The organism is Pseudomonas sp. NY15435 (genome assembly GCF_048068295.1).
Lineage (GTDB): Bacteria > Pseudomonadota > Gammaproteobacteria > Pseudomonadales > Pseudomonadaceae > Pseudomonas.
Genome location: NZ_JBLUQA010000001.1, coordinates 111,710 through 130,378 on the forward strand (window position 1 = coordinate 111,710; position 18,669 = coordinate 130,378).

17 protein-coding genes are annotated in these 18,669 nt (G+C 65.8%); 8 read left to right on the forward strand and 9 right to left on the reverse strand.

Annotated features, from left to right (window positions below; translation table 11 throughout):
• The first annotated feature begins 557 nt into the window (after positions 1-557).
• On the forward strand, positions 558-2,087 hold the full coding sequence (locus tag ACNFH5_RS00535; RefSeq protein ID WP_416743464.1) for an NCS1 family nucleobase:cation symporter-1: 1,530 nt from the start codon (positions 558-560) through the stop codon (positions 2,085-2,087).
• A 59-nt stretch (positions 2,088-2,146) separates the two neighbouring features.
• Here the strand turns inward: ACNFH5_RS00535 and pcaD are convergent, their stop codons facing one another.
• Complete coding sequence (gene pcaD, locus ACNFH5_RS00540; RefSeq protein ID WP_416743466.1) at positions 2,147-2,944, reverse strand: 3-oxoadipate enol-lactonase; 798 nt, start codon at positions 2,942-2,944, stop codon at positions 2,147-2,149.
• Positions 2,945-3,041: 97 nt separating this feature from the next.
• Between pcaD and ACNFH5_RS00545 the strand changes: the two genes are divergently transcribed.
• Positions 3,042-3,917, forward strand: a complete 876-nt coding sequence (locus ACNFH5_RS00545; RefSeq protein WP_416743468.1) for a LysR family transcriptional regulator — start codon at positions 3,042-3,044, stop codon at positions 3,915-3,917.
• On the opposite strand, the gene ACNFH5_RS00550 is transcribed toward ACNFH5_RS00545, so the two are convergent.
• A complete protein-coding gene (locus tag ACNFH5_RS00550) occupies positions 3,918-4,670 on the reverse strand; it encodes a glutathione S-transferase family protein (RefSeq protein WP_416743469.1) in 753 nt (250 codons plus the stop codon).
• Between the two features lie 187 nt (positions 4,671-4,857).
• Between ACNFH5_RS00550 and ACNFH5_RS00555 the strand changes: the two genes are divergently transcribed.
• The 3 genes from ACNFH5_RS00555 to ACNFH5_RS00565 all read left to right on the forward strand — a co-directional run bounded on the left by ACNFH5_RS00555 (position 4,858) and on the right by ACNFH5_RS00565 (position 8,932).
• Positions 4,858-5,361, forward strand: coding sequence for an RNA polymerase sigma factor (locus ACNFH5_RS00555; protein WP_416744360.1), 504 nt, complete (start codon positions 4,858-4,860; stop codon positions 5,359-5,361).
• A complete protein-coding gene (locus tag ACNFH5_RS00560; protein WP_416743470.1) occupies positions 5,358-6,320 on the forward strand; it encodes a FecR domain-containing protein in 963 nt (320 codons plus the stop codon). The genes ACNFH5_RS00555 and ACNFH5_RS00560 overlap by 4 nt, the downstream gene beginning before the upstream one ends.
• Positions 6,321-6,523: 203 nt before the next feature.
• Complete coding sequence (locus ACNFH5_RS00565; RefSeq protein WP_416743471.1) at positions 6,524-8,932, forward strand: TonB-dependent siderophore receptor; 2,409 nt, start codon at positions 6,524-6,526, stop codon at positions 8,930-8,932.
• Between the two features lie 609 nt (positions 8,933-9,541).
• Here ACNFH5_RS00565 and ACNFH5_RS00570 read toward each other — a convergent pair.
• The gene (locus tag ACNFH5_RS00570; RefSeq protein WP_416743473.1) at positions 9,542-10,399 is read right to left on the reverse strand and encodes a protein phosphatase 2C domain-containing protein; all 858 of its coding nucleotides are present in this window, start codon (positions 10,397-10,399) and stop codon (positions 9,542-9,544) included.
• 79 nt (positions 10,400-10,478) lie between these two features.
• Here ACNFH5_RS00570 and ACNFH5_RS00575 point away from each other — a divergent pair, with 79 nt between their 5' ends.
• Both ACNFH5_RS00575 and ACNFH5_RS00580 read left to right on the forward strand, forming a co-directional pair.
• Positions 10,479-11,444 carry an SMP-30/gluconolactonase/LRE family protein gene (locus ACNFH5_RS00575; RefSeq protein ID WP_416743475.1) on the forward strand — a complete coding sequence of 322 codons (966 nt, stop codon included), beginning with the start codon at positions 10,479-10,481 and terminating at the stop codon, positions 11,442-11,444.
• Positions 11,445-11,463: 19 nt separating this feature from the next.
• Positions 11,464-12,087: a glutathione S-transferase gene (locus tag ACNFH5_RS00580; RefSeq protein ID WP_416743477.1), complete on the forward strand. Its 624-nt coding sequence runs from the start codon at positions 11,464-11,466 to the stop codon at positions 12,085-12,087.
• Between the two features lie 302 nt (positions 12,088-12,389).
• On the opposite strand, the gene ACNFH5_RS00585 is transcribed toward ACNFH5_RS00580, so the two are convergent.
• From ACNFH5_RS00585 to ACNFH5_RS00605, 5 genes are all read right to left on the reverse strand, one after another.
• Positions 12,390-12,698: a hypothetical protein gene (locus ACNFH5_RS00585; RefSeq protein ID WP_416743478.1), complete on the reverse strand. Its 309-nt coding sequence runs from the start codon at positions 12,696-12,698 to the stop codon at positions 12,390-12,392.
• An 11-nt stretch (positions 12,699-12,709) separates the two neighbouring features.
• The gene (gene creD, locus ACNFH5_RS00590; RefSeq protein WP_416743479.1) at positions 12,710-14,152 is read right to left on the reverse strand and encodes a cell envelope integrity protein CreD; all 1,443 of its coding nucleotides are present in this window, start codon (positions 14,150-14,152) and stop codon (positions 12,710-12,712) included.
• A gap of 176 nt (positions 14,153-14,328) precedes the next feature.
• Positions 14,329-15,744, reverse strand: coding sequence for a two-component system sensor histidine kinase CreC (gene creC, locus ACNFH5_RS00595; RefSeq protein ID WP_416743480.1), 1,416 nt, complete (start codon positions 15,742-15,744; stop codon positions 14,329-14,331).
• Positions 15,744-16,433 carry a two-component system response regulator CreB gene (gene creB / locus ACNFH5_RS00600; RefSeq protein ID WP_416743481.1) on the reverse strand — a complete coding sequence of 230 codons (690 nt, stop codon included), beginning with the start codon at positions 16,431-16,433 and terminating at the stop codon, positions 15,744-15,746. The genes creC and creB overlap by 1 nt, the downstream gene beginning before the upstream one ends.
• Positions 16,434-16,498: 65 nt before the next feature.
• Entirely contained in the window at positions 16,499-17,020 is a 522-nt protein-coding gene (locus tag ACNFH5_RS00605) for an ATP-dependent zinc protease (protein ID WP_416743483.1), read from the reverse strand.
• Positions 17,021-17,154: 134 nt separating this feature from the next.
• Between ACNFH5_RS00605 and ACNFH5_RS00610 the strand changes: the two genes are divergently transcribed.
• On the forward strand, positions 17,155-18,039 hold the full coding sequence (locus ACNFH5_RS00610) for an acyltransferase (RefSeq protein ID WP_416743484.1): 885 nt from the start codon (positions 17,155-17,157) through the stop codon (positions 18,037-18,039).
• A 6-nt stretch (positions 18,040-18,045) separates the two neighbouring features.
• Here the strand turns inward: ACNFH5_RS00610 and ACNFH5_RS00615 are convergent, their stop codons facing one another.
• Positions 18,046-18,609: a DUF2780 domain-containing protein gene (locus ACNFH5_RS00615; RefSeq protein WP_416743485.1), complete on the reverse strand. Its 564-nt coding sequence runs from the start codon at positions 18,607-18,609 to the stop codon at positions 18,046-18,048.
• Positions 18,610-18,669: the final 60 nt, after the last annotated feature.

Below are 18,669 nucleotides of genomic sequence, written 5' to 3' on the forward strand. Positions count from 1 at the left end.
GTGCAATGCCGACCCTATCGCGGACGGAGTCCGCTCCTACGTGAAAGTTCTGCGCTCGGGTTGGCCCTCACCCTCTCCCAGGGGGAGAGGGGACCGTTCGGTGCAGGATGAAACCCTGGCGTCAGCCGGATCGGATTGCTCCCTCTCCCTGAGGGAGAGGGCTGGGGTGAGAGGGGATGAATGAGGACGGACTCCCCAGAAAAAGACAGTTGCTCCTACATCAATGGGTCGGCCCGGTGTAGGAGCGGACTCCGTCCGCGATTGCCTTCCTGCCACTCAGACCCGGACGCGTAACGCCTGTGCACAATTTTTGTGTACAAAATCCCCATTCCGCACATTTCCCATGCGCGCCATAACTGACTCTCAAGTCAATGATTGCCATGGGAAAATTATTTCCTGACCACTTGGACAGCCACCAATACCGCACCAAACAAGGGCTTCAGGCGATTGCAGAAGCGGCTCGCGGAAGCGATTGAAAGTGACCCGCGACGGCCTGGCACGGAACTGGCTTTTGCACACAAACCCAAAAAGCCGTGCATACAAAAACCGAGTAGCCCATGACCAGCAGTCCTACGCACCTGTCCGGCGTTGCCTCCGTCCAATCTGTCGATAGCACGGCCGCCGCGCAGCCGACCGCGCCGACCCTGAGCCCGCGCCTGTACAGCGCAGACCTGGCCCCGACCAGGGCTGCCGGCCGCAGTTGGGGGCGCTACAGCCTGTTCGCGCTGTGGACCAACGATGTGCACAACATCGCCAACTACTCTTTCGCCATCGGCCTCTTCGCCCTGGGCATGAGCGGCGCACAGATCCTCGCTGCCTTCGCCCTCGGCGCGCTGGTGATCTACGGGCTGATGAACCTGTCCGGCTACATGGGCCAGAAGACCGGCCTGCCCTACCCGGTGATGTGCCGCATCAGCTTCGGCATCCACGGCGCGCAGGTGCCGGCGCTGATCCGCGCGGTGATCGCCATCGCCTGGTTCGGCATCCAGACCTACCTCGCCTCGGTGGTCCTGCGCGTGCTGCTCAGCGCCATCGCTCCAAACCTTGCAGCCTACGATCATGACTCGATCCTCGGCCTGTCGACCCTAGGCTGGATCACCTTCCTCGGCATCTGGTGCGTGCAGCTGGTGATCTTCGCCTACGGCATGGAAATGGTGCGCCGTTACGAATCCTTTGCCGGCCCGATCATCCTCGTCGCCTTCGCCAGCCTCGCCGGCTGGATGTACTGGCGCGCCGGCCTGTCGATCTCCTGGTCCAGCGGCAATGCGCCGACCGGCTCGACCATGTGGCTGAAGGTCCTGGGGGCCGCCGCCCTGTGGGTCTCGCTGTACGGCACCATGATCCTCAATTTCTGCGATTTCACCCGCAACTGCCCGGACCGCCGCACCATCAGCGTCGGTAACTTCTGGGGGCTGCCGGTGAACATGCTGGGCTTCGCGCTGATCGCCGTGGTGCTGGCCGGCGCGCAGTTCAGCATCGACGGCAAGCTGGTGCAGAACCCCACCGAGATCGTCGCCGCCATCCCCAACACCTTCGGCCTGGTGCTGGCCTGCCTGGCCTTCCTGATCGTCACGGTGGCGGTGAACATCATGGCCAACTTCGTCGCCCCGGCCTATGTGCTGACCAACCTCGCGCCGAACCTGCTGAACTTCCGCCGCGCCGGCCTGCTCAGCGCCACCATCGCGGTGCTGATCCTGCCCTGGCACCTGTACAACAGCCCGGCGGTGATCGTGTATTTCCTCGGCGGCCTGGGCGCATTGCTCGGCCCGCTGTACGGGATCATCGTCACCGACTACTACCTGGTGCGCCGTGGCCGGGTAAACCTGCCCGAGCTGTACAGCGAGAGCCATGAGGCGACCTACCACTACAGCGGCGGCGTGAATCTGCGCGCGGTGGCCGCGTTCGTCCCGGCCGCGCTGATCGCCATCGTGCTGGCGCTGGTTCCGGCGTTCGATGCGCTGTCGCAGTTCTCCTGGTTCTTCGGCGCCGGCCTCGGCGCGCTGATCCACTACACCCTGGCCGACCGCAAGCGTGCCTATTCGGACGTATCCGGCGAACCCATCGCGATAGACGCTGCGCACCATTGAGCGGGTGATGATTGGGCCTGTGGACAAACGACAAGGCCGCCCAGGGGCGGCCTTGTCGTTCAGGGCTGCAGCAGGAAGTCCAGCACCGCCCCCTCGAACTCGCGGGGAAACTCGATGTTCGACAGGTGCACCGCCGGCAGCGTGAACAGGCGCGCACCGGGGATCGCCTCGGCAATCAGCTCGCTGTGATCCGCGACGGTGACGGTGTCGAACTGCCCGGCGATCACCAGCGTGGGCAGGCGGACATCACCCAATGCGCTGCGCAGATCAGTTTCCTGCACGGCAGCGAAGGAGCCGGCCAGCCCATGCCGATTGGTCGCCAGCAAGGTGGCACGGAACGGTTCGACCTCTGCTCGCTGCGCTTCCAGCCAGACCGCCGGGAACCAGTTGGCGAGAAAGGTCGCCGCAGTGCCCCGCATATCTTCCGCCTCCAGCACTTCGGTAATGCGCGCGTCCCACTGCTCCTGCGGGCCCAGCCAGGCGGAGGTGTTCGCCAGCACCAGCCGCTCAATGCGGTGCGCTGCATGCAGTGCCAGCCATTGACCGACGAAACCGCCCAGGGAAAGACCGAGGAAATGCGCGCGCTGCACTCCCACGCAATCGAGCAACTCGATCACGTCCTCGCCCAGCCGCGACAACGGATAGGGCCCGGGCGGAACGCTGGAGGCACCGTGGCCGCGGGCGTCGTAGCGCAGCACTCGAAAGTGTTCGGCGAGTGCGGCGATCTGTCCGTCCCACATATGCAGGTCGGTGCCGATGGAGTTGGAGAGCACCAGCAGCGGCCGTGTCGCGGGGCCATCCAGGCGATAGGCGATGCGGGTGTTGTCCGTGGTGGTCAGGTAATGCAACTGGCTCATGTCGGGCCGTCCTCCAGTGAATGTGGAGACGAGGCTAGTTGCGTTGATCTTTCGAAGAAATTACAAAGACTGGATGATCTCTGTCAGGAAAGCTGACATGCCAGATTTCACCCTGCACGACCTGCACTGCTTCAACGCCGTGGTCGAAGCCGGCGGCTTCCAGGCCGCCGCCCAGCAATTGCACCGCTCCCACCCGGCGGTTTTCGCCGCTGTCGCCCGCCTGGAGCGCCAGCTCGGCTTCGCGCTGCTCGACCGCAGCGGCTACCGCGTCGGCCTGACCGCCGCCGGTGAATCCTTCCACCGCCGCGCTCAGGGCCTGCTGCGCGAATTGGGCAGCCTGCAGGACCACGTCACGCACCTGGCCACTGGCGAGGAAAGCGAGCTGCGCGTGGTACTCGGCGACTTCTGCCCCCGCCCTGCCCTGTTGGCAAAGCTCGCACGCTTCTTCGCCACGCAGCCGCGCACGCGCCTGCAGCTTTACTTTGAGAGCGTCAGTGGCCCGCTGGAGCGGCTGCTCGACGGTGAGGCGGAACTGATCCTGCACCGTGTGGACAAGGCCGACCCGCGCCTGGAGTGGCTGGACCTGGGCCAAGTGGATTTCATCCCGGTGATAGCGCCTGGGCTGCTGACGGTCACCACGGACATCCGTCCGGAGCACCTGCACTCGCTCACCCAGTGCGTGATGCGCGACAGCGCCCGGCACTCTCCGCCGGTGGACTTCTTCACCCTCGAAGGAGCACCGCAATGCACGGTGCCGGACCAGGCGATGAAGAAGGAACTGGTGCTGCACGGCCTGGCCTGGGGCCACCTGCCGCGCCACCTGATAGCCGAGGAACTGGCCGACGGCCGCCTGCGTGATCTTACTGGAACGCATCTGCCCGGCCGCCGCGAGGAACTGGTTGCCGCGCGCCTGCGCGACCGCGCCCATGGCCCGGTCGCGCAGCGACTCTGGAGCTTCCTGCGGGAAGCCTGATCAGCTGCGGCTCATCGGCCCGCGCACCGGCTGTTCACGCATGTAGCTGACCTCGCTGACCGGTGCGCCAGCGGCGATCAACGCTTCACGCTGCTGCAGGATCGGCGTGCGGGCAATGGCGCGCTCGAACTGGTTGAGCTTCTGGAACGCCGGCAGCGCGAAGGCCGCCGCGAGCATGGCTGCCAGTTTCGGCCAGCGCTGGGCGTCCAGTTCGTAGCGGGCGAACTGCGCATTGCGCATGAAGCAGGCGACGCTGATATCAGCGATGGACAGCTCGCCGAATAGCCAGCCGCTTTCCAGCAACTGCGCTTCCAGATAATCGAACACTGCCGGCAGGTCGTGCTGGTAGGTCTTCTCCAGCATCGCCGCATCCGGCTCGCGCCCCCACACGCCGCGGCCTATTACCAGTTGGTCGAACAGCTGCCAGATCACCACCTGGCCCATGCGGCTGTCGGCGAACTCCTCGATCCAGCGCGCGCGGGCGCGATCGTTAATATTCGCGGGATACAGCGCGGGCTGTGGATAACGCTCCTCCAGGTACTGGCAGATCACCGAGGAATCGTTGAGCACCAATTCGCCGTCCACCAGCACTGGCACCTGGCGCAGCGGGCTCAGGCGCTCGAACTCTTCATTGCCGAAGAACGGCACGACAGAGTCGATGCGGTAGTCCACGCCCTTCATTTCCAGCAGGACCAGCGCCTTGCGCACATAAGGGGACAGGAAGGAACCGATGATTAGCACGGGGTCGGACATGGCGAGGCTTTCCGCGAAATAGGTCGCCGGATTGTAGAACGGCACCGAAAACCGGGCGACTGGCGGCAAAAGCCGACGGGTGCCAATTGCGCGCGTGACTGCACTTTGCGATCATTTGCGAATAGTTATCGTTTTTGAACTTGATCCCATTCGAGATCATTGGGGGAGTAGCTTGTCGGCCATCCAGATGGGTAGCGGCGAACTCGTTGGCGCCTTGTATCGCGATCACCGCGACTGGCTGACTGCCTGGCTGAATCGCAGCCTGGGCTGTCCGCAGCGTGCCGAAGACCTGAGCCAGGACACCTTCGTCCGCGTGCTCGGCCGTCGCGAGCTGCCCTCCCTGCGCGAACCCCGCGCCTTCCTGGTGACCGTCGCCAAGGGCCTGCTGGTGGACCACTGGCGCCGCGTGGCGCTGGAGCAGGCCTACCTCGACGAGCTGCAATGCCTGCCCGAAGCGGTGCAGCCCTCCGCCGAGGACCACTGCCTGATCCTCGCCGACCTGCGCGAGATCGACCGTCTGCTGGGCAAGCTGTCCACCCGCGCGCGCAGTGCCTTCCTGCTCAACCGCCTGGACGGCCTGGGCCACGCCGAGATCGCCGAGCAACTGGGCGTCTCCGTGCCGCGCGTGCGCCAGTACATCGCCCAGGGCCTGCGCCAGTGCTACATCGCGCTGTATGGCGAGCCAACGTGAAGGGACCGGTTTCCCTGCAGATACTGGACGAGGCGATCAGCTGGCAGCTGCGCCTGGGCTCCGGCGAATCGCGCCCGGACGACGAAGCCGCTTTCGCCCGCTGGCATTCGGCCCACAGCGAACACGCCCGAGCCTGGAGCCAGTTGGGCATGCTCGACCGCAGCCTCGCCGGCGCCGCGCCCAAAGCCGCGCGCAACGCCTTGCTGCGCTCGCCGGGCGAATCCCGACGCAAGGTCCGCCGCCTGGCGGGCACCGGCTTGTCGTTGCTGCTGGTCGGCGCGCTGGCGCTGGGTGTCGGCAACCGCTACACGCCGGTGCGCTATGCCTTCTCCGATCTGGTGACCGCCACCGGCGAGCAGCGCGAACTGCGCCTGCCGGACAACACCCGGCTGGTGCTCAACAGCCGCACCGCCGTCGATGTGCGCTTCGACGCCGAGCAGCGGCGCATCGTCCTGCTCAGTGGCGAGATCATGGTGGAAACCGCCCATGGCGATAGCCGCCCCTTCATCGTCGAGACCGACGAAGGCCGTTTGCGCGCCCTCGGTACGCGCTTCCTGGTGGAGCGCGATGATGGCGACAGCACCCTGCTCAGCGTCCTGCAGTCCGCCGTGGCCGCACGCCCCGAGCAACTGCCGGACGAACGCGTGATCAACCAGGGCCAGCAGGTGCGCGTGCGCGCCGATGGCTTCGGCACAGTTGAGGCCAACAGCGCCACCGCCGATGCCTGGACCCACGGCATGCTGGTGGTGGACAACGTGCGCCTGGGCGAGTTGGTCGACCAGTTGGCGCGCTACAGCCCCGGTTACCTCGCGGTGGACCCGGCGCTGGCGGACCTGCGCATCACCGGCAGCTTCCCGCTGAAGAACATCGACCTGGCGCTCAGCTCGCTGGAGCCGACGCTGCCGGTGCGTATCGAGAAGCACGGCCAGTGGTGGTCCCGCGTGGTGCCGCGTAGCTGAGATGCCCCTGTAGGAGCGAGCTTGCTCGCGAACAGAGTCTCCCGGAAGCACAGGCATCAAGGGGAATCGCGAGCAAGGGCTAGGCGCCCCCCTCGGTCCTACGAAAAGCCATCCGGAAATTTTTTTCAGTCAGCCCTATCACTTTTCCAATCTCGTCCGGCAAGGAGGCATCGAGAAACGTTTTCATTCAGGAGTCGTTTTCAATGCACCGCCCGTTCGAACTGTCGCTCCGCCCCTGCCTGCTGGCCACCGCTATCCTGCTGGCCACCTCTTCGGCCATCGCCGCCGACGCCGTGCGTGACTACCAGGTGCCCGCCGGCCCGCTGGCCAGCACCCTCAACCGCATCGCCGCCGAAGCTGGCCTGTCGCTGAGCCTCGACCCGGCGCTGGCCCAGGGCCGCAGCGCGCACGCTGTGCAGGGTCGCTACGATGCCGCCGGCGCACTGCGCCAGGCGCTGCAGGGCAGCGGGCTGGAGCTGGTGGAAAGCGCATCGGGCAGCTACAGCCTGCGTCCGGTGCCCAGCGACACCCTGTCGATGTCCGCCACCACCATCAGCGGCACCCAGGAAGACCCGGACGGCCCGGCCGTCGGCTACCTCGCCACCCGCACCCGCGCCGGCACCAAGACCGACACCCCGCTGCTGGAAGCTCCGCGCTCCATCTCCGTCGCCACCCGCGAGCAGATGCAGGACCGCAATGTGCAGAGCCTGGACGACGCAGTGCGCTACATGCCCGGCGTGATCGCCAGCAGCTACGGCAACGACACCCGCGCCGAGTGGTTGAAGGTGCGCGGCTTCGAGCCGACCCAGTTCCTCGACGGCCTGCCGCTGCCCAAGGGCTCCTACGTGATGCCCAAGCTGGAAACCTGGGGTCTGGAGCGCGTTGCCCTGCTGCGCGGCCCGGCGTCCTCGCTGTACGGCCAGACCCCGCCCGGCGGCCTGCTGGACATGACCAGCCGCCGTCCGGAAGCCGAAAGCAGCCATGAAGTACAGCTGCAGGTCGGCAGCTACGAGCACAAGCAGATTTCCTTCGACAGCACCGGCAAGGTCGACGACGCCGGCAACCTGCTCTACCGCGTCAGCGGTGTCGTGCGCGACAGCAACACCCAGGTCGAGCACGTCGACAACAAGCGCTACAACATCGCCCCGAGCCTGACCTGGAACTTCGACGAAGACACCAAGCTGACCTTCCTCTCCCAGTTCAACCGCGACGATACCGGCATCACCAGCCAGTTCCTGCCGCTGCAGGGCACCAAACTGTCCACCCCGGCGGGCGAGGTGAAGTACCACGAGAACCTGGGCGACCCGGACTGGGAGTTCTACGACAAGACCTACTACGCCCTGGGGTACGCCTTCGAGCACCGCATCAATGATGTCTGGCAGTTCCGCCAGAACCTGCGCTACACCAAGAGTGACCTGTCCTTCCAGGGCATCACCGCCGGCGGCAGCGCGACCTCGGTAGCCGACGACGGCACCCTGTCCCGTGGCGCCAACGTGGTGGATGAAGACATCAGCCAGTTCGCCATCGACAACAACCTGCAGGCCGACTTCTCCACCGGCCCGCTCAAGCACACCCTGCTGCTGGGCCTGGATCACCAGCGCGCCAACACCAACTACAAGTGGCTGTACGGCACCGCGCCGACCAGCAATATCAGCAAGCCGATCTACGGCCAGGACTTCAGCAACGTCGTCTACACCGCGTACAACGACTACAACCAGAAGATGCGCGATACCGGCCTGTACGCCCAGGACCAGATCGCCCTCGACAACTGGCGCCTGACCCTCGGCGGTCGCCAGGACTGGGCCCACACCGGCTCGAAGTTCTATAACGCCAACGGCGCCACCGATACCCGTCGTGACAGCCAGTTCAGCGGCAACGCGGCGCTCAGTTACGTGTTCGACAACGGCGTGGCGCCCTACGTGTCCTATGCCGAGTCGTTCCAGACCGAAGCCGGCGGCGCCGCTGGCGCGGCCTTCGAGCCGAGCACCGGTAAGCAGTACGAGCTGGGCGTGAAGTACCAGCCGGTGGGCACCGACCTGATGCTCAGCGCCGCCGTCTACGACCTGACCCGCAAGAACATCGTCCTCACCGGCAGCGACTTCATCAGCCGCCCGGTGGGTGAAGCGCAGGTTCGTGGTTTCGAACTGGAGGCCGTGGGCAACGTCACCGAGAACCTCAAGGTGACCGCCGCCTACACCTACGCCAACAGCAAGATGACCAAGGTCGCCAACCCGCTGGACAAGAACCGTCCACTGCCGCTCACCCCGGAAAACCAGGCCTCGCTGTGGGCCGACTACACCTGGCATGACGGCCTGCTCGACGGCTTCGGCCTGGGCTTCGGCACCCGCTACGTCGGCGAGACCCACAACATCGCCATCGGCAGCATGGGTTACGTGCGCGACAAGTCGGACGGCGATACCGGTTCCTACACCGTCTACGACGCCGCAGTGCACTACGACCTCGGCCGCCTCGACAACAGCCTCAACGGGCTGAACGTCGCGCTGAACGCCAACAACGTATTCGACAAGGAATACATCTCCACCTGCGACGGCTTCTACTGCTACTACGGCGACCGTCGTAACGTGGTGGCGAGCGTGAACTACAAGTTCTGACCAACACCTGCGGCCCGTGCAACGCGGGCCGTTTCGATGATTCAAGGATCGTAGGAGCGGACTCCGTCCGCGATGGTTTCCGGCGCGCTGTGGAGTCATCGCGGACAGAGTCCGCTCCTACGCGTCGCTCATCCTTGTGCGCTGGAGGGTGCCCCACGATGCGAAAGCCCCGCTCCGAAAGAGCGGGCTTTTTTGCTTTGGTAGGAGCGGACTTCGTCCGCGATAGGGCCGGCGCGCTGTGGAGTCATCGCGGACGGAGTCCGCTCCTACGCGTCGCTCATCCTTGTGCGCTGGAGGGTGCCCCACGATGCGAAAGCCCCGCTCCGAAAGAGCGGGCTTTTTGCTTTGGTAGGAGCGGACTTCGTCCGCGATAGGGCCGGCGCGCTGTGGAGTCATCGCGGACAGAGTCCGCTCCTACGCGTCGCTCATCCTTGTGCGCTGGAAGGTGTCCCACGATGCGAAGGCCCCGCTCCGAAAGAGCGGGGCCTTTTGCTTTCGTAGGAGCGGACTCCGTCCGCGATGGTTTCCGGCGCGCTGTGGAGTCATCGCGGACAGAGTCCGCTCCTACGCGCAATGCCATCCTTCAGAGTTATCGGGGGCGTTCCGGCCTCAGCCACGCACGACTCCCCACACCACGCTCGCATCGTCGTGGATCTTCAGGCGCGGATAGTCCAGTGCCTGGCCGTCGGCGCCTTCCAGCGCGCGCAATTCATCGATCAGCGCTTCGACGCCACGTTCGGGCAGCGCCGCGAACAGCGAATCCAGGTCGTAGCGACGGAAATCCAGTAGCCGGTCGAAGCCATCGGTCACCAGCATGAAAGCCTTCAACCCCGCCGGGGCGAGCACCCGGCGCTGCACATGGGGAATCCAGCGCTCGCTCGGGTCGAGGCACCAGTAACCTTCCGGCGTGTTGGCCAGCGCACGGTTACGTCGCACCCACTCGCGGCTGGCCTGCCAGAGCTGCTCGTGATTCCAGTCCGGATTAGCCTCACGCAGCGCGATCAGGCGCGCAACGGATTGCCGGTCGATCTCCTCCAGCGGAGTGTCGCCGAAGCTCTCTACATGCCCGTCATCCCACGCCAGATGGATGCAGGTGTCGCAGAGATTGAGCAGTTCCAGCGAGCCATCGCCCAGCAGCCGCAGCAGGCTCAGGCAGGCGGTGGGCAGGTTGAGCTCCAGGCTCACGGCCACGCCGGAATCACGCTGGAAGTCCGCGGCGATGCCTGCCTGCAATTGCACCAGCAGGTCTTGCGTCGGCCTGTACGGCTGTTCCTCCAGCAGGCGCTGAAGATGCGCATTGGCGCTCTGCGCCAGCCAGCGCGCATCACTCTCGCCGCCCACCAGGCCACGACCCAGGCTGGTCGCGCCATCCAGCACCCAGGCTGCCGTGGCGGTATAGCCTATGGCGTCATCGTTTACCGGCGAGCCCTGGCGGCACGCCGCCCCCAATACGGAAATCGTCGTCACAACCGCTCTCCTTCATTTCGTCGGCCACACTGACCGGCGTACAGTCTCATCACCTTCCGGACTCTGCCAAGGAGAGCCCATGCCTCGCGTCCTGTCCCTCCCCCTGAGCGGCCTGCTGCTCGCCGGCTTGTTGCTGGCCACCGGCGCCCACGCCACGCAAGTGAAGTACTTCGACCTGCCCAAGGGCTCCGGCCCGCACGATGTGGCGCCCACCGAGGACGGCAAGGTCTGGTACACCGCGCAGAAACTCGGCGTGCTCGGCCGGCTCGATCCGCAGACCGGGCAGAGCGAGCAGATCAGTCTCGGCAAGGGCTCCAGTCCCCACGGCGTGATCGCCGACGAGAATGGCGATGCCTGGATCACCGACAGCGGCCTCAACGCCATTGTCCACGTCGACGCCCAGCGCCTGGGCGTGGAAGTCATCCCGCTGCCCAGGGAGGCGGCCAACGCCAATCTCAACACTGCGGTATTCGATGACGACGGCGTGCTGTGGTTCACCGGGCAGAATGGCTTCTATGGTCGGCTCGACCCGGACAGCCGCGACCTGAAGGTCTGGCCGGCGCCGCGCGGCAAGGGCCCCTACGGCATCGCCGTGACTCCGGATGGAGGCGTCTGGTATGCGTCCCTCGCGGGCAACTACATCGGCCAGGTCGACGATATCGCTGATAACGCCACCACCTTCGACGCGCCCGGCAACGACAGCGGCCCGCGTCGCCTGTGGGCCGACTCTGTAGGGCGGCTGTGGATCAGCCAGTGGAACGCCGGAAGCCTGGCGCGCTTCGACCCCAGCGACAACCAATGGAAAACCTGGAAGCTGCCCGGAGATCATCCGCAGCCCTACGCAGTCTACGTCGATGCCATGGACCAGGTGTGGCTGAGCGATTTCGCCGCCAACGCCCTGCTGCGCTTCGATCCGCAAAGCGAGAAATTCACCGCCTACCCGAGCGACCACGAACACGCCAATGTGCGCCAGTTGCTCGGCCGGCCCGGCGAGGTGTGGGGCGCCGAATCCGGCACCGATCGCCTGGTCGTCCTGCAAGATTGAACCCACCGAGGAGTCGTTGATGAGTACCCGTCCCGTCCTGTTCCACGCCGCCGCTTCGCCCTTCGTGCGCAAGGTCATGGTCCTGCTGCACGAGACCGGCCAGGTCGACTCCGTGGAGCTGTACGCCGCCGTCCACACGCCCATCGCGCCGGACGCCGGCGTGCTGCAGGACAACCCCGCCGGCAAGATTCCCGCCCTGCGCCTGGCCGACGGCCAGACCCTGCATGACAGCCGGGTGATCCTCGAATACCTCGACCAGCAGCACACCGGCGAACCGCTGATCCCCCGCGAAGGCGCGGCGCGCTGGCGTCGCCTCACCCTCGCCTCGCTGGCCGACGCGGTGCTCGATGCCGCCGTGCTGATCCGCTACGAAACCGCCATGCGCCCGCAGGAAAAACACTGGGACAAGTGGCTGGACAACCAGCAACTGAAGATCGTCCGCAGCCTGGCCTACTTCGACGGCCCGGCCCACGCCGAGCTGGCCGAGCGTTTCGATATCGCCGCCATCGGCGTGGCCTGTGCGCTGGGCTATCTGGACTTCCGCCAGCCGCACTGGGATTGGCGCGCTGACTATCCGCAACTGGCGAAGTGGTTCGCCGAGATCAGCCAGCGGCCGTCGATGCAGGCGACCGTTCCGGCCTGACGGTTTGATGGGTATCGCTGCGCTCCACCCATCCTACGGTGCGCAGTTCCACAAGCGAGCCGGCGTGCTCCAGACCCGCCAACCTGCACCGCCCAGCCCCCTCTCCCCCCGGGAGAGGGTTGGGGTGAGGGGAAGCCGGCTGCGCCAGGTCTTCATCATCGACTGGCTGTGCCGCACCACCCGCCGCTGAAAACGTTCATCACGCCTCTCCCTCTGCCTCATCCCCTGCTCGAACAGCCCGGCAATCTGTCGCGCCAGCCGCCGTCCCACCTCGCGCTCCTCGCGCAGCCCGGCCCACGCACTCATGACTGCTTCTCCTGGCGGCCGAAGCGATAGATCGGTAGCGCCAGCAGCAGGCCGAGTTGGGCCACGCCCATGCACATCTCCAGGAAGGAGCGCACGTGAGGATTGTTCGCCGCGTCCTCGACGCCGGTGAGTTGCGTCCACAGTTCGCCCGGCAGCAACAGCGCCAGATGCGCCAGCGGCTTGCCGGTGGCGACCAGCAGGGCAATCCAGTCGAAGCGGCCGAGCAGCATCAGCACCGGCAGGCACAGTCCACTGATCAGCAGTCCAATGAACAGGCACAGGGAAAAACGCATCAGGTTGGGCATTTCCGTTCTCCTTAACGTTGCACGCGCACGTCTTCCAGGGAAAAGTCGAGGTCATCGCCACGGGGCTTGCCGATGCCGTACCAGTCCAGGTGACGGGTCAGCACCATCACGCCGCCGAGCAAGCCGAACAACAGCAGCGAGCCCATCAGCAAGGCGTAGTCCTCGGCGCTGAGCAGCGCGTAGAGCATGCCGTAGAGCCCGGCCAGTCCTGCACTGAAGCCGGCACCGCGCCAAAGGCTGTGCAGCACGTGGCAGAGATAGAAGCCGATCAGCCCGACACAGGCGCCAGCGGACAGCAGGTAGGCCAATTCGAAACCGACATGCTCGGAGAGCGACAGCAGCAGCAGGTAGAACAACGCCAGCGCCATGCCCACCAACGCGTACTGGATCGGGTGCACCGACAGGCGCTTGAGTACTTCGAAGAGGAAAAAGCCGGCGAAGGTGAGGACGATGAACAGCAGCGCATACTTCACGGCGCGGTCGGTCTTCAGGTATTGGTCCACCGGGTCCACCAGTGCCACGCCGAAGCGGTGCTGGCCGAACTCGCTGCACTCGGCGGTGCTGGCGCGGGAGGTATCCGGATCGTCCGCGCCGACCGCGCGGGCAACGTCCGCCTGGGCTGGCGCCGTGCAGGCGCGCAGCTGGTCCTCCAGGTTGGTGGCGAAGAAGCTGGTGCGCCAGCGCGCGCTGAAGCCCTTCTCGCTGATGCTGCGCTCAGTGGGCAGGAATTCGCCGCCGAAGCTGGGGTGCGGCCAGTCCGACACCAGGTTGACCTGACTGTCGCGGCCGACCGGGATGATATCCAGGCGACTGCTGCCCAGCAGCGAGAGCTCGAAGGCATAGTCGAAACGCTGCTCGCGGTCGCTGGCCTTGAATGGCAGCACCGCATGCACACCGTTGCCGAGGAACTGGCTCTGGGTGCCCGGCTGGAAGTCGCGCAGTTCTTCACCGACCTTCAGCTTCGGCGCATTCTCGATGCCGCGCACATCGCTGATGCCAACGGCCAGCAGCGGGTCGTCGAAACGGTAGCTGCCCAGGTCGCTGGTGATGCCGTAATTGGCCGGTAGGACGAAGCTGCCGCTGACCTGGCTCTCGGCATGGAACAGGCGCGCCTCGTAGATGCCGCGATGACGCAGTTCGGTACGCATCTGCCCGTCGAGGCTGAAGACTTCCGGCAGGAAGTACAGCCGGCCGCGCACTTCGCGCTCCTGCAGCACACGCTGCTGGCTCGCCTTGTCCAGGCGCCAGCCGCGAATGGTGCGGGTATAGGGCACGACCACCAGCGGGCCGGTGAGCTGCTGGCTGTAACTCGCGCTGCGGGCGATATCCTGCAGGACTTCGTCGCGGTAGCTCTGACGCTCGTCGACCAGGCCGTCGATCATCAGCAGGGGAATGAGCAGGAGGACGATCAGCAGCGCAATGGCGCCGAGCTTGATGCCGAGTTGGCGGTTCATCGAAGGCTTTCTCCGTGGTTGGACGACGGAGAAAGCTTGCGGACCCTGCGTGGGGGCGCTCAGGGCGGAATATGGAAACTGTGTGGGATTTGTGTGACGTCGAGGCAACCTGTAGGAGCGAGCTTGCTCGCGAACAGCCCCCGCTGCGAGGTTCAGCTTCGCGAGCAAGCTCGCTCCTACGAAGGCAAGAACAACCCGGCGCGCACCCCGCCATCGACGTTCTCGACAGTCAGTTCACCGCCATGCAGTGCCGCCACCTCAGCGACGAAGTTGAGGCCCAACCCAGTACTCTTTCGACCACTCGCCGGACGCGGCAGTGAGTAGAAGCGTTCGGTGAGGCGCGGCAAGGCGAACTCAGGAATCGCCTCGCCCTGATTGAACAACTCCACGCGCCAGCCCTCGCCTTCAGGCTGCGCATCGAAGCGAATCACACCACCGACGGGCGTGAAATCCAGCGCGTTATCCAGCAGGTTGCCCAGCGCCTGGCGCAACAGGAATCGCTCGCCCAGGGCGGTCGCCTGTGGCGGGATGGCGTTCTCCAGTTGCACGCCCTGCGCGCGCACCAGGCGTTCGTCGATCAACTCGTTCGCCAGTTCGTGCAACAGCACCGGAACGTGCTCTTCCAGCCCTTGGCGCTGTTCCACCTGGGCGAGATTCAACAGGCGCTCGATGAGTTGCTGCAGGCGCTCGCTCTCCCCGGCGATGTTGCCGACGAAGCGCGCGCGCTGCTCGGCGGGCATCTCGCCTTCGAGCAGTTCTGCCGCGCCACGGATCGCCGCCAGCGGGCTCTTCAGTTCGTGGGTCAGGGTATGCACATAGCGCTCGACGTAGTCCTTGCCCTCAAGCTGCACGCGCATGTGCTCCACCGCGCCAGCCAGTTGCGCCATCTCGCCGCCGCGGTAGCGCGGCAGCTCTGCGCGGCGCCCTTCGCTCACCGCCTGGGCGTAGCGGGTCAGGCGATCCAGCGAACGGCTGAGCCACCACGACAGGCCCGCGCCCACCAGCAGGCCGAGCACGATCAGGCCGGCGCCGAGCCAGGCCAGGCGTCGTTGGGAGCGGTCGATGTAGGGCTGCAATGTGCGGTTGGGCTTGGAAACCGAGACCACGCCGATGATCTTCTCGCCATCGCGGATCGGCGCGGCGACGTACATCACCGAAGACTCCGGATCGTCCGCCGACTCGCGGCTGGACCGCGCGCCGTACTCGCCGTTCAGCGTCCGGTAGACGTCGTTCCAGCGCGAATAATCCTGGCCCACCGCCTTGCCGAGGGAATCCAGCAGGACGATTCCGCGCGCATCGGTGACGTAGATTCGGTGGTTCACCGCGGTCTTGTTCACGCCCCAGATGTCCGCCTGCGGGCTGCGCGCGCCATAGGCGCGGAGTATGGCGGGCAGCCGGCTCTGTTCGAGGGTACCGCTCTTCACGTCGGCCTGCAGAATCTCGGCCAGCAGGTTGGCGGTATCCACCAGGGTCTCTTCGCTGGACTGCCGCACGCCGGGGCGGATTTCGTCCATCACCGTGCGCAGGACGAACCAGCCGGTCAACCCGACGAAGAAGAAGTAGACCAGGAATATCCGCAGCGACAGGCGCATCAGCCCTTGTCCGGCGCGTAGCTGTAGCCCAGGCCGCGATGGGTCTGGATCGGTTCGGCGGCGGGGGCGACCTGGCGCAGCTTGGCGCGCAGGCTCTTGATGTGGCTGTCGACGTTGCGCTCGTAACCGGCGTCGGCGGCAACGCCCAGGGCGTCGAGCAACTGCTCGCGGCTGAACACCCGCTCGGGCCGCGCCAGCAGGGTATGCAGCAGGCGGAATTCGTGGCGGGTCAGGCTCAGCGAGTGGCCGTGGTAGCGGATCTGGAAGCGCTCCTCGTCCACCGCGAACGGGCCGTTGGATTCGGCGCTGACAGCGGGTGCCTCGCGCGGCGCAGTGCGCTTGAGGATGGCCTTGACCCGCGCGGCGACTTCGCGCGGGCTGAAGGGTTTGACCACATAGTCGTCAGCACCGATTTCAAGGCCCACCACACGATCGATCTCGGCGTTGCGCGCAGTGAGGAAGATCACCGGCACTTCGGAGAATCGTCGCAGTTGCTTGCAGGCTTCGAAGCCGCTGATGTCAGGCAGACCGACGTCGAGGATGACCAGGTCGAAGGAGTCGCGCTGCAGGCGTTCGAGGGCGGCGCCGGCGAGGTTCAGCCAGGTGGTTTCGAAGCCTTCGGCCTGCAGGGCATAGAGCAGCGTGTCGGCGATGGCGGCTTCATCTTCGACGATGAGGATATGGGGCATGGGATTCCGATTCCCGGGACAGTCCCGGAAGGGTCCATCATGCCCCGCGCCGCGTCAATCGTGGATCAGGAGCAGTCTGGCTTGCCGGCCACGAAGCGCTCGCCAGGATCGACGGCAACGTGGAATTTGCGCAGGCCCTTGGTGCCCATGAGGAAGGGGTAGTTGAAGTGGCTGCGGTCGGTGAGGTTGACCTCGATGGTGCGCTGGTCGCCGCCCAGGCACACCGGCAGCTCGATCACCGGACGCTGGCTGAGACCCGGGCTGGCCTCTTCCTCTTCGTCTTCGCTGGCGCCTTCGGAGCGGTTCTTGATTTTCGAGATGCGCGCGAGCTTGTGCTCATAGACCGAGTCACCGCCGTCCTTGGTGGCCAGCTTGAAGCGCACCCAGTCCTCGCCGTCGCGCTGGAAAATCTGGATGTCCTTGGCCGACAGCGAGGAGGTGTAGGCCCCGGTGTCCATCTTGGCCTGCAGGGTCTGGTCGAGTTCGGGCAGGCTGACCCATTCGTAGCGGCCGTAGAGCTTGGTCTCGGCGGCCAGAGCGAGGCCGGGCAGTGCGATGAGGGTAAGCAGAGCGAGGGCGCGTTTCACGCGAAATCTCCGGGGTGGAATACGTCGCATAGGACTAGCACGCCGGCCATTGGTTCGCCATACCTGCGCCGCTTGGGCCGGGGCAATTGTCTGCGTATCATGGCCGCGCCACCGTCGCACAAGGAATGGACCCCATGCCGGCAGTCAAAGGCGTCATCGCCAGCCTCCTGCTGTTGCTCAATACCCTGATCCTGATCGGGCCGATGATGCTGATCGCGCTGCTCAAGCTGGTCGTCCCCGGCCAGGCCGCGAAGGACGCGTGCTCGCGCGGGGTGATGTGGATTGCCGAAACCTGGGCGGAGATCGACAAGGCCATCTTCGCGCTGATGACTCCCACCGTCTGGGATATCCGCGGCAGCGCCCAGTTGCGCGGCGACACCTCCTACCTGGTGGTCAGCAACCACCAGTCCTGGGTCGACATTCCCGCGCTGGTGCAGGCCTTCAACCGCAAGACACCCTATTTCAAGTTCTTCCTGAAGAAGGAGCTGATCTGGGTGCCCTTCCTCGGCCTGGCCTTCTGGGCGCTCGACTACCCCTTCATGAAGCGCTACAGCAAGTCCTTCCTGGAGAAGCACCCGGAGCTCAAGGGCAAGGACCTGGAAATCACCAAGGCCGCCTGCGAGAAGTTCAAGCGCATGCCGGTGACCGTGGTGAACTACCTCGAAGGCACCCGCTTCACCCCGGCCAAGCAGGCCCAGCAGCAGTCGCCCTACCAGAACCTGCTTCGGCCCAAGGCCGGCGGCGTGGCCTTCGTGCTGGCCGCACTGGGTGAGCAGCTGGATACCCTGCTGGACGTCACGCTGGTCTACCCGAAGGGCCCGCGACCGGGCTTCTGGGACCTGCTGTGCGGACGCGTGCCGCGCGTCATCGTCGACATCCAGGCGCGCGAAATCGACCCCGCGCTGTGGCAGGGCGATTACGAGAACGATCCGGAATTCCGCCAGTACGTGCAGAACTGGGTGTCGCAGTTGTGGGAACAGAAGGATGCGCGCATCGAGCAGTTGCGCCAGGAGTTCTGACGCCCGTTACGCGCCCCGTCCGGCGACCGGCGCAGCCGGCACCAGCGGGGTGGCCGGCGTGCCCCAGAGGCCGCCCAGGGTGCCGAGCAACTGGTTGCTCAGGCCCTGCTCGGTGAAGTAGTCGAGGATCACCCCGGCGAAGCGGCCGATCATCGACTGGTCCATACCCAGCACACCGAAGATCTGGTCGACGTCCTGCAGGTTGTTGATCCCGCCCAGCAGCGCCGCGGCGCTACCCAGTCCGCCCAGACCGCCCAGCGCGCCGCCCAGGTCCCCCAGCGAACTATTGCCCGCGAGCTGGTCGAGGTTTGGCAGGGATTTCTGCAACTGCGCCGTGTCGGTGTCCTTCAGGCTGTTCATCGCCATCGCCAGCATGGCACCCGTTCCGCCGATGGCCTGCTGCTCGCTGACGCCCAACTGCCTGGTGAGGTTGCCCAGCAGCGCATTGGCGGCCGGCGGCACATCCTGCGCCTGCCCGACAGGCTCGCTGGCGTCGGTAAAGGTGGCGGCGAACACGGGGGAAACGGCCAGCCAGGCGGCGGCCAGGAAGACGACGGAACGGGTGGGCATCGACGGCTCCGGAAAGCGGATGTCCGGCCCCAGGACGGGGCCGGATCGTCGATAGGACCG

Bases quoted from the DNA above. Each gene is read 5' to 3' on its own strand.
- ACNFH5_RS00610 (WP_416743484.1), top strand. From the start codon at position 17,155: ATGCCGGCAGTCAAAGGCGTCATCGCCAGCCTCCTGCTGTTGCTCAAT.
- ACNFH5_RS00615 (WP_416743485.1), bottom strand. From the start codon at position 18,609: ATGCCCACCCGTTCCGTCGTCTTCCTGGCCGCCGCCTGGCTGGCCGTT.
- creD (WP_416743479.1), bottom strand. From the start codon at position 14,152: ATGAACCGCCAACTCGGCATCAAGCTCGGCGCCATTGCGCTGCTGATC.
- ACNFH5_RS00550 (WP_416743469.1), bottom strand. From the start codon at position 4,670: ATGTCCGACCCCGTGCTAATCATCGGTTCCTTCCTGTCCCCTTATGTG.
- ACNFH5_RS00575 (WP_416743475.1), top strand. From the start codon at position 10,479: ATGCCTCGCGTCCTGTCCCTCCCCCTGAGCGGCCTGCTGCTCGCCGGC.
- creC (WP_416743480.1), bottom strand. From the start codon at position 15,744: ATGCGCCTGTCGCTGCGGATATTCCTGGTCTACTTCTTCTTCGTCGGG.
- creB (WP_416743481.1), bottom strand. From the start codon at position 16,433: ATGCCCCATATCCTCATCGTCGAAGATGAAGCCGCCATCGCCGACACG.
- ACNFH5_RS00565 (WP_416743471.1), top strand. From the start codon at position 6,524: ATGCACCGCCCGTTCGAACTGTCGCTCCGCCCCTGCCTGCTGGCCACC.
- ACNFH5_RS00555 (WP_416744360.1), top strand. From the start codon at position 4,858: ATGGGTAGCGGCGAACTCGTTGGCGCCTTGTATCGCGATCACCGCGAC.
- ACNFH5_RS00580 (WP_416743477.1), top strand. From the start codon at position 11,464: ATGAGTACCCGTCCCGTCCTGTTCCACGCCGCCGCTTCGCCCTTCGTG.
- ACNFH5_RS00535 (WP_416743464.1), top strand. From the start codon at position 558: ATGACCAGCAGTCCTACGCACCTGTCCGGCGTTGCCTCCGTCCAATCT.
- ACNFH5_RS00545 (WP_416743468.1), top strand. From the start codon at position 3,042: ATGCCAGATTTCACCCTGCACGACCTGCACTGCTTCAACGCCGTGGTC.
- ACNFH5_RS00585 (WP_416743478.1), bottom strand. From the start codon at position 12,698: ATGCCCAACCTGATGCGTTTTTCCCTGTGCCTGTTCATTGGACTGCTG.
- pcaD (WP_416743466.1), bottom strand. From the start codon at position 2,944: ATGAGCCAGTTGCATTACCTGACCACCACGGACAACACCCGCATCGCC.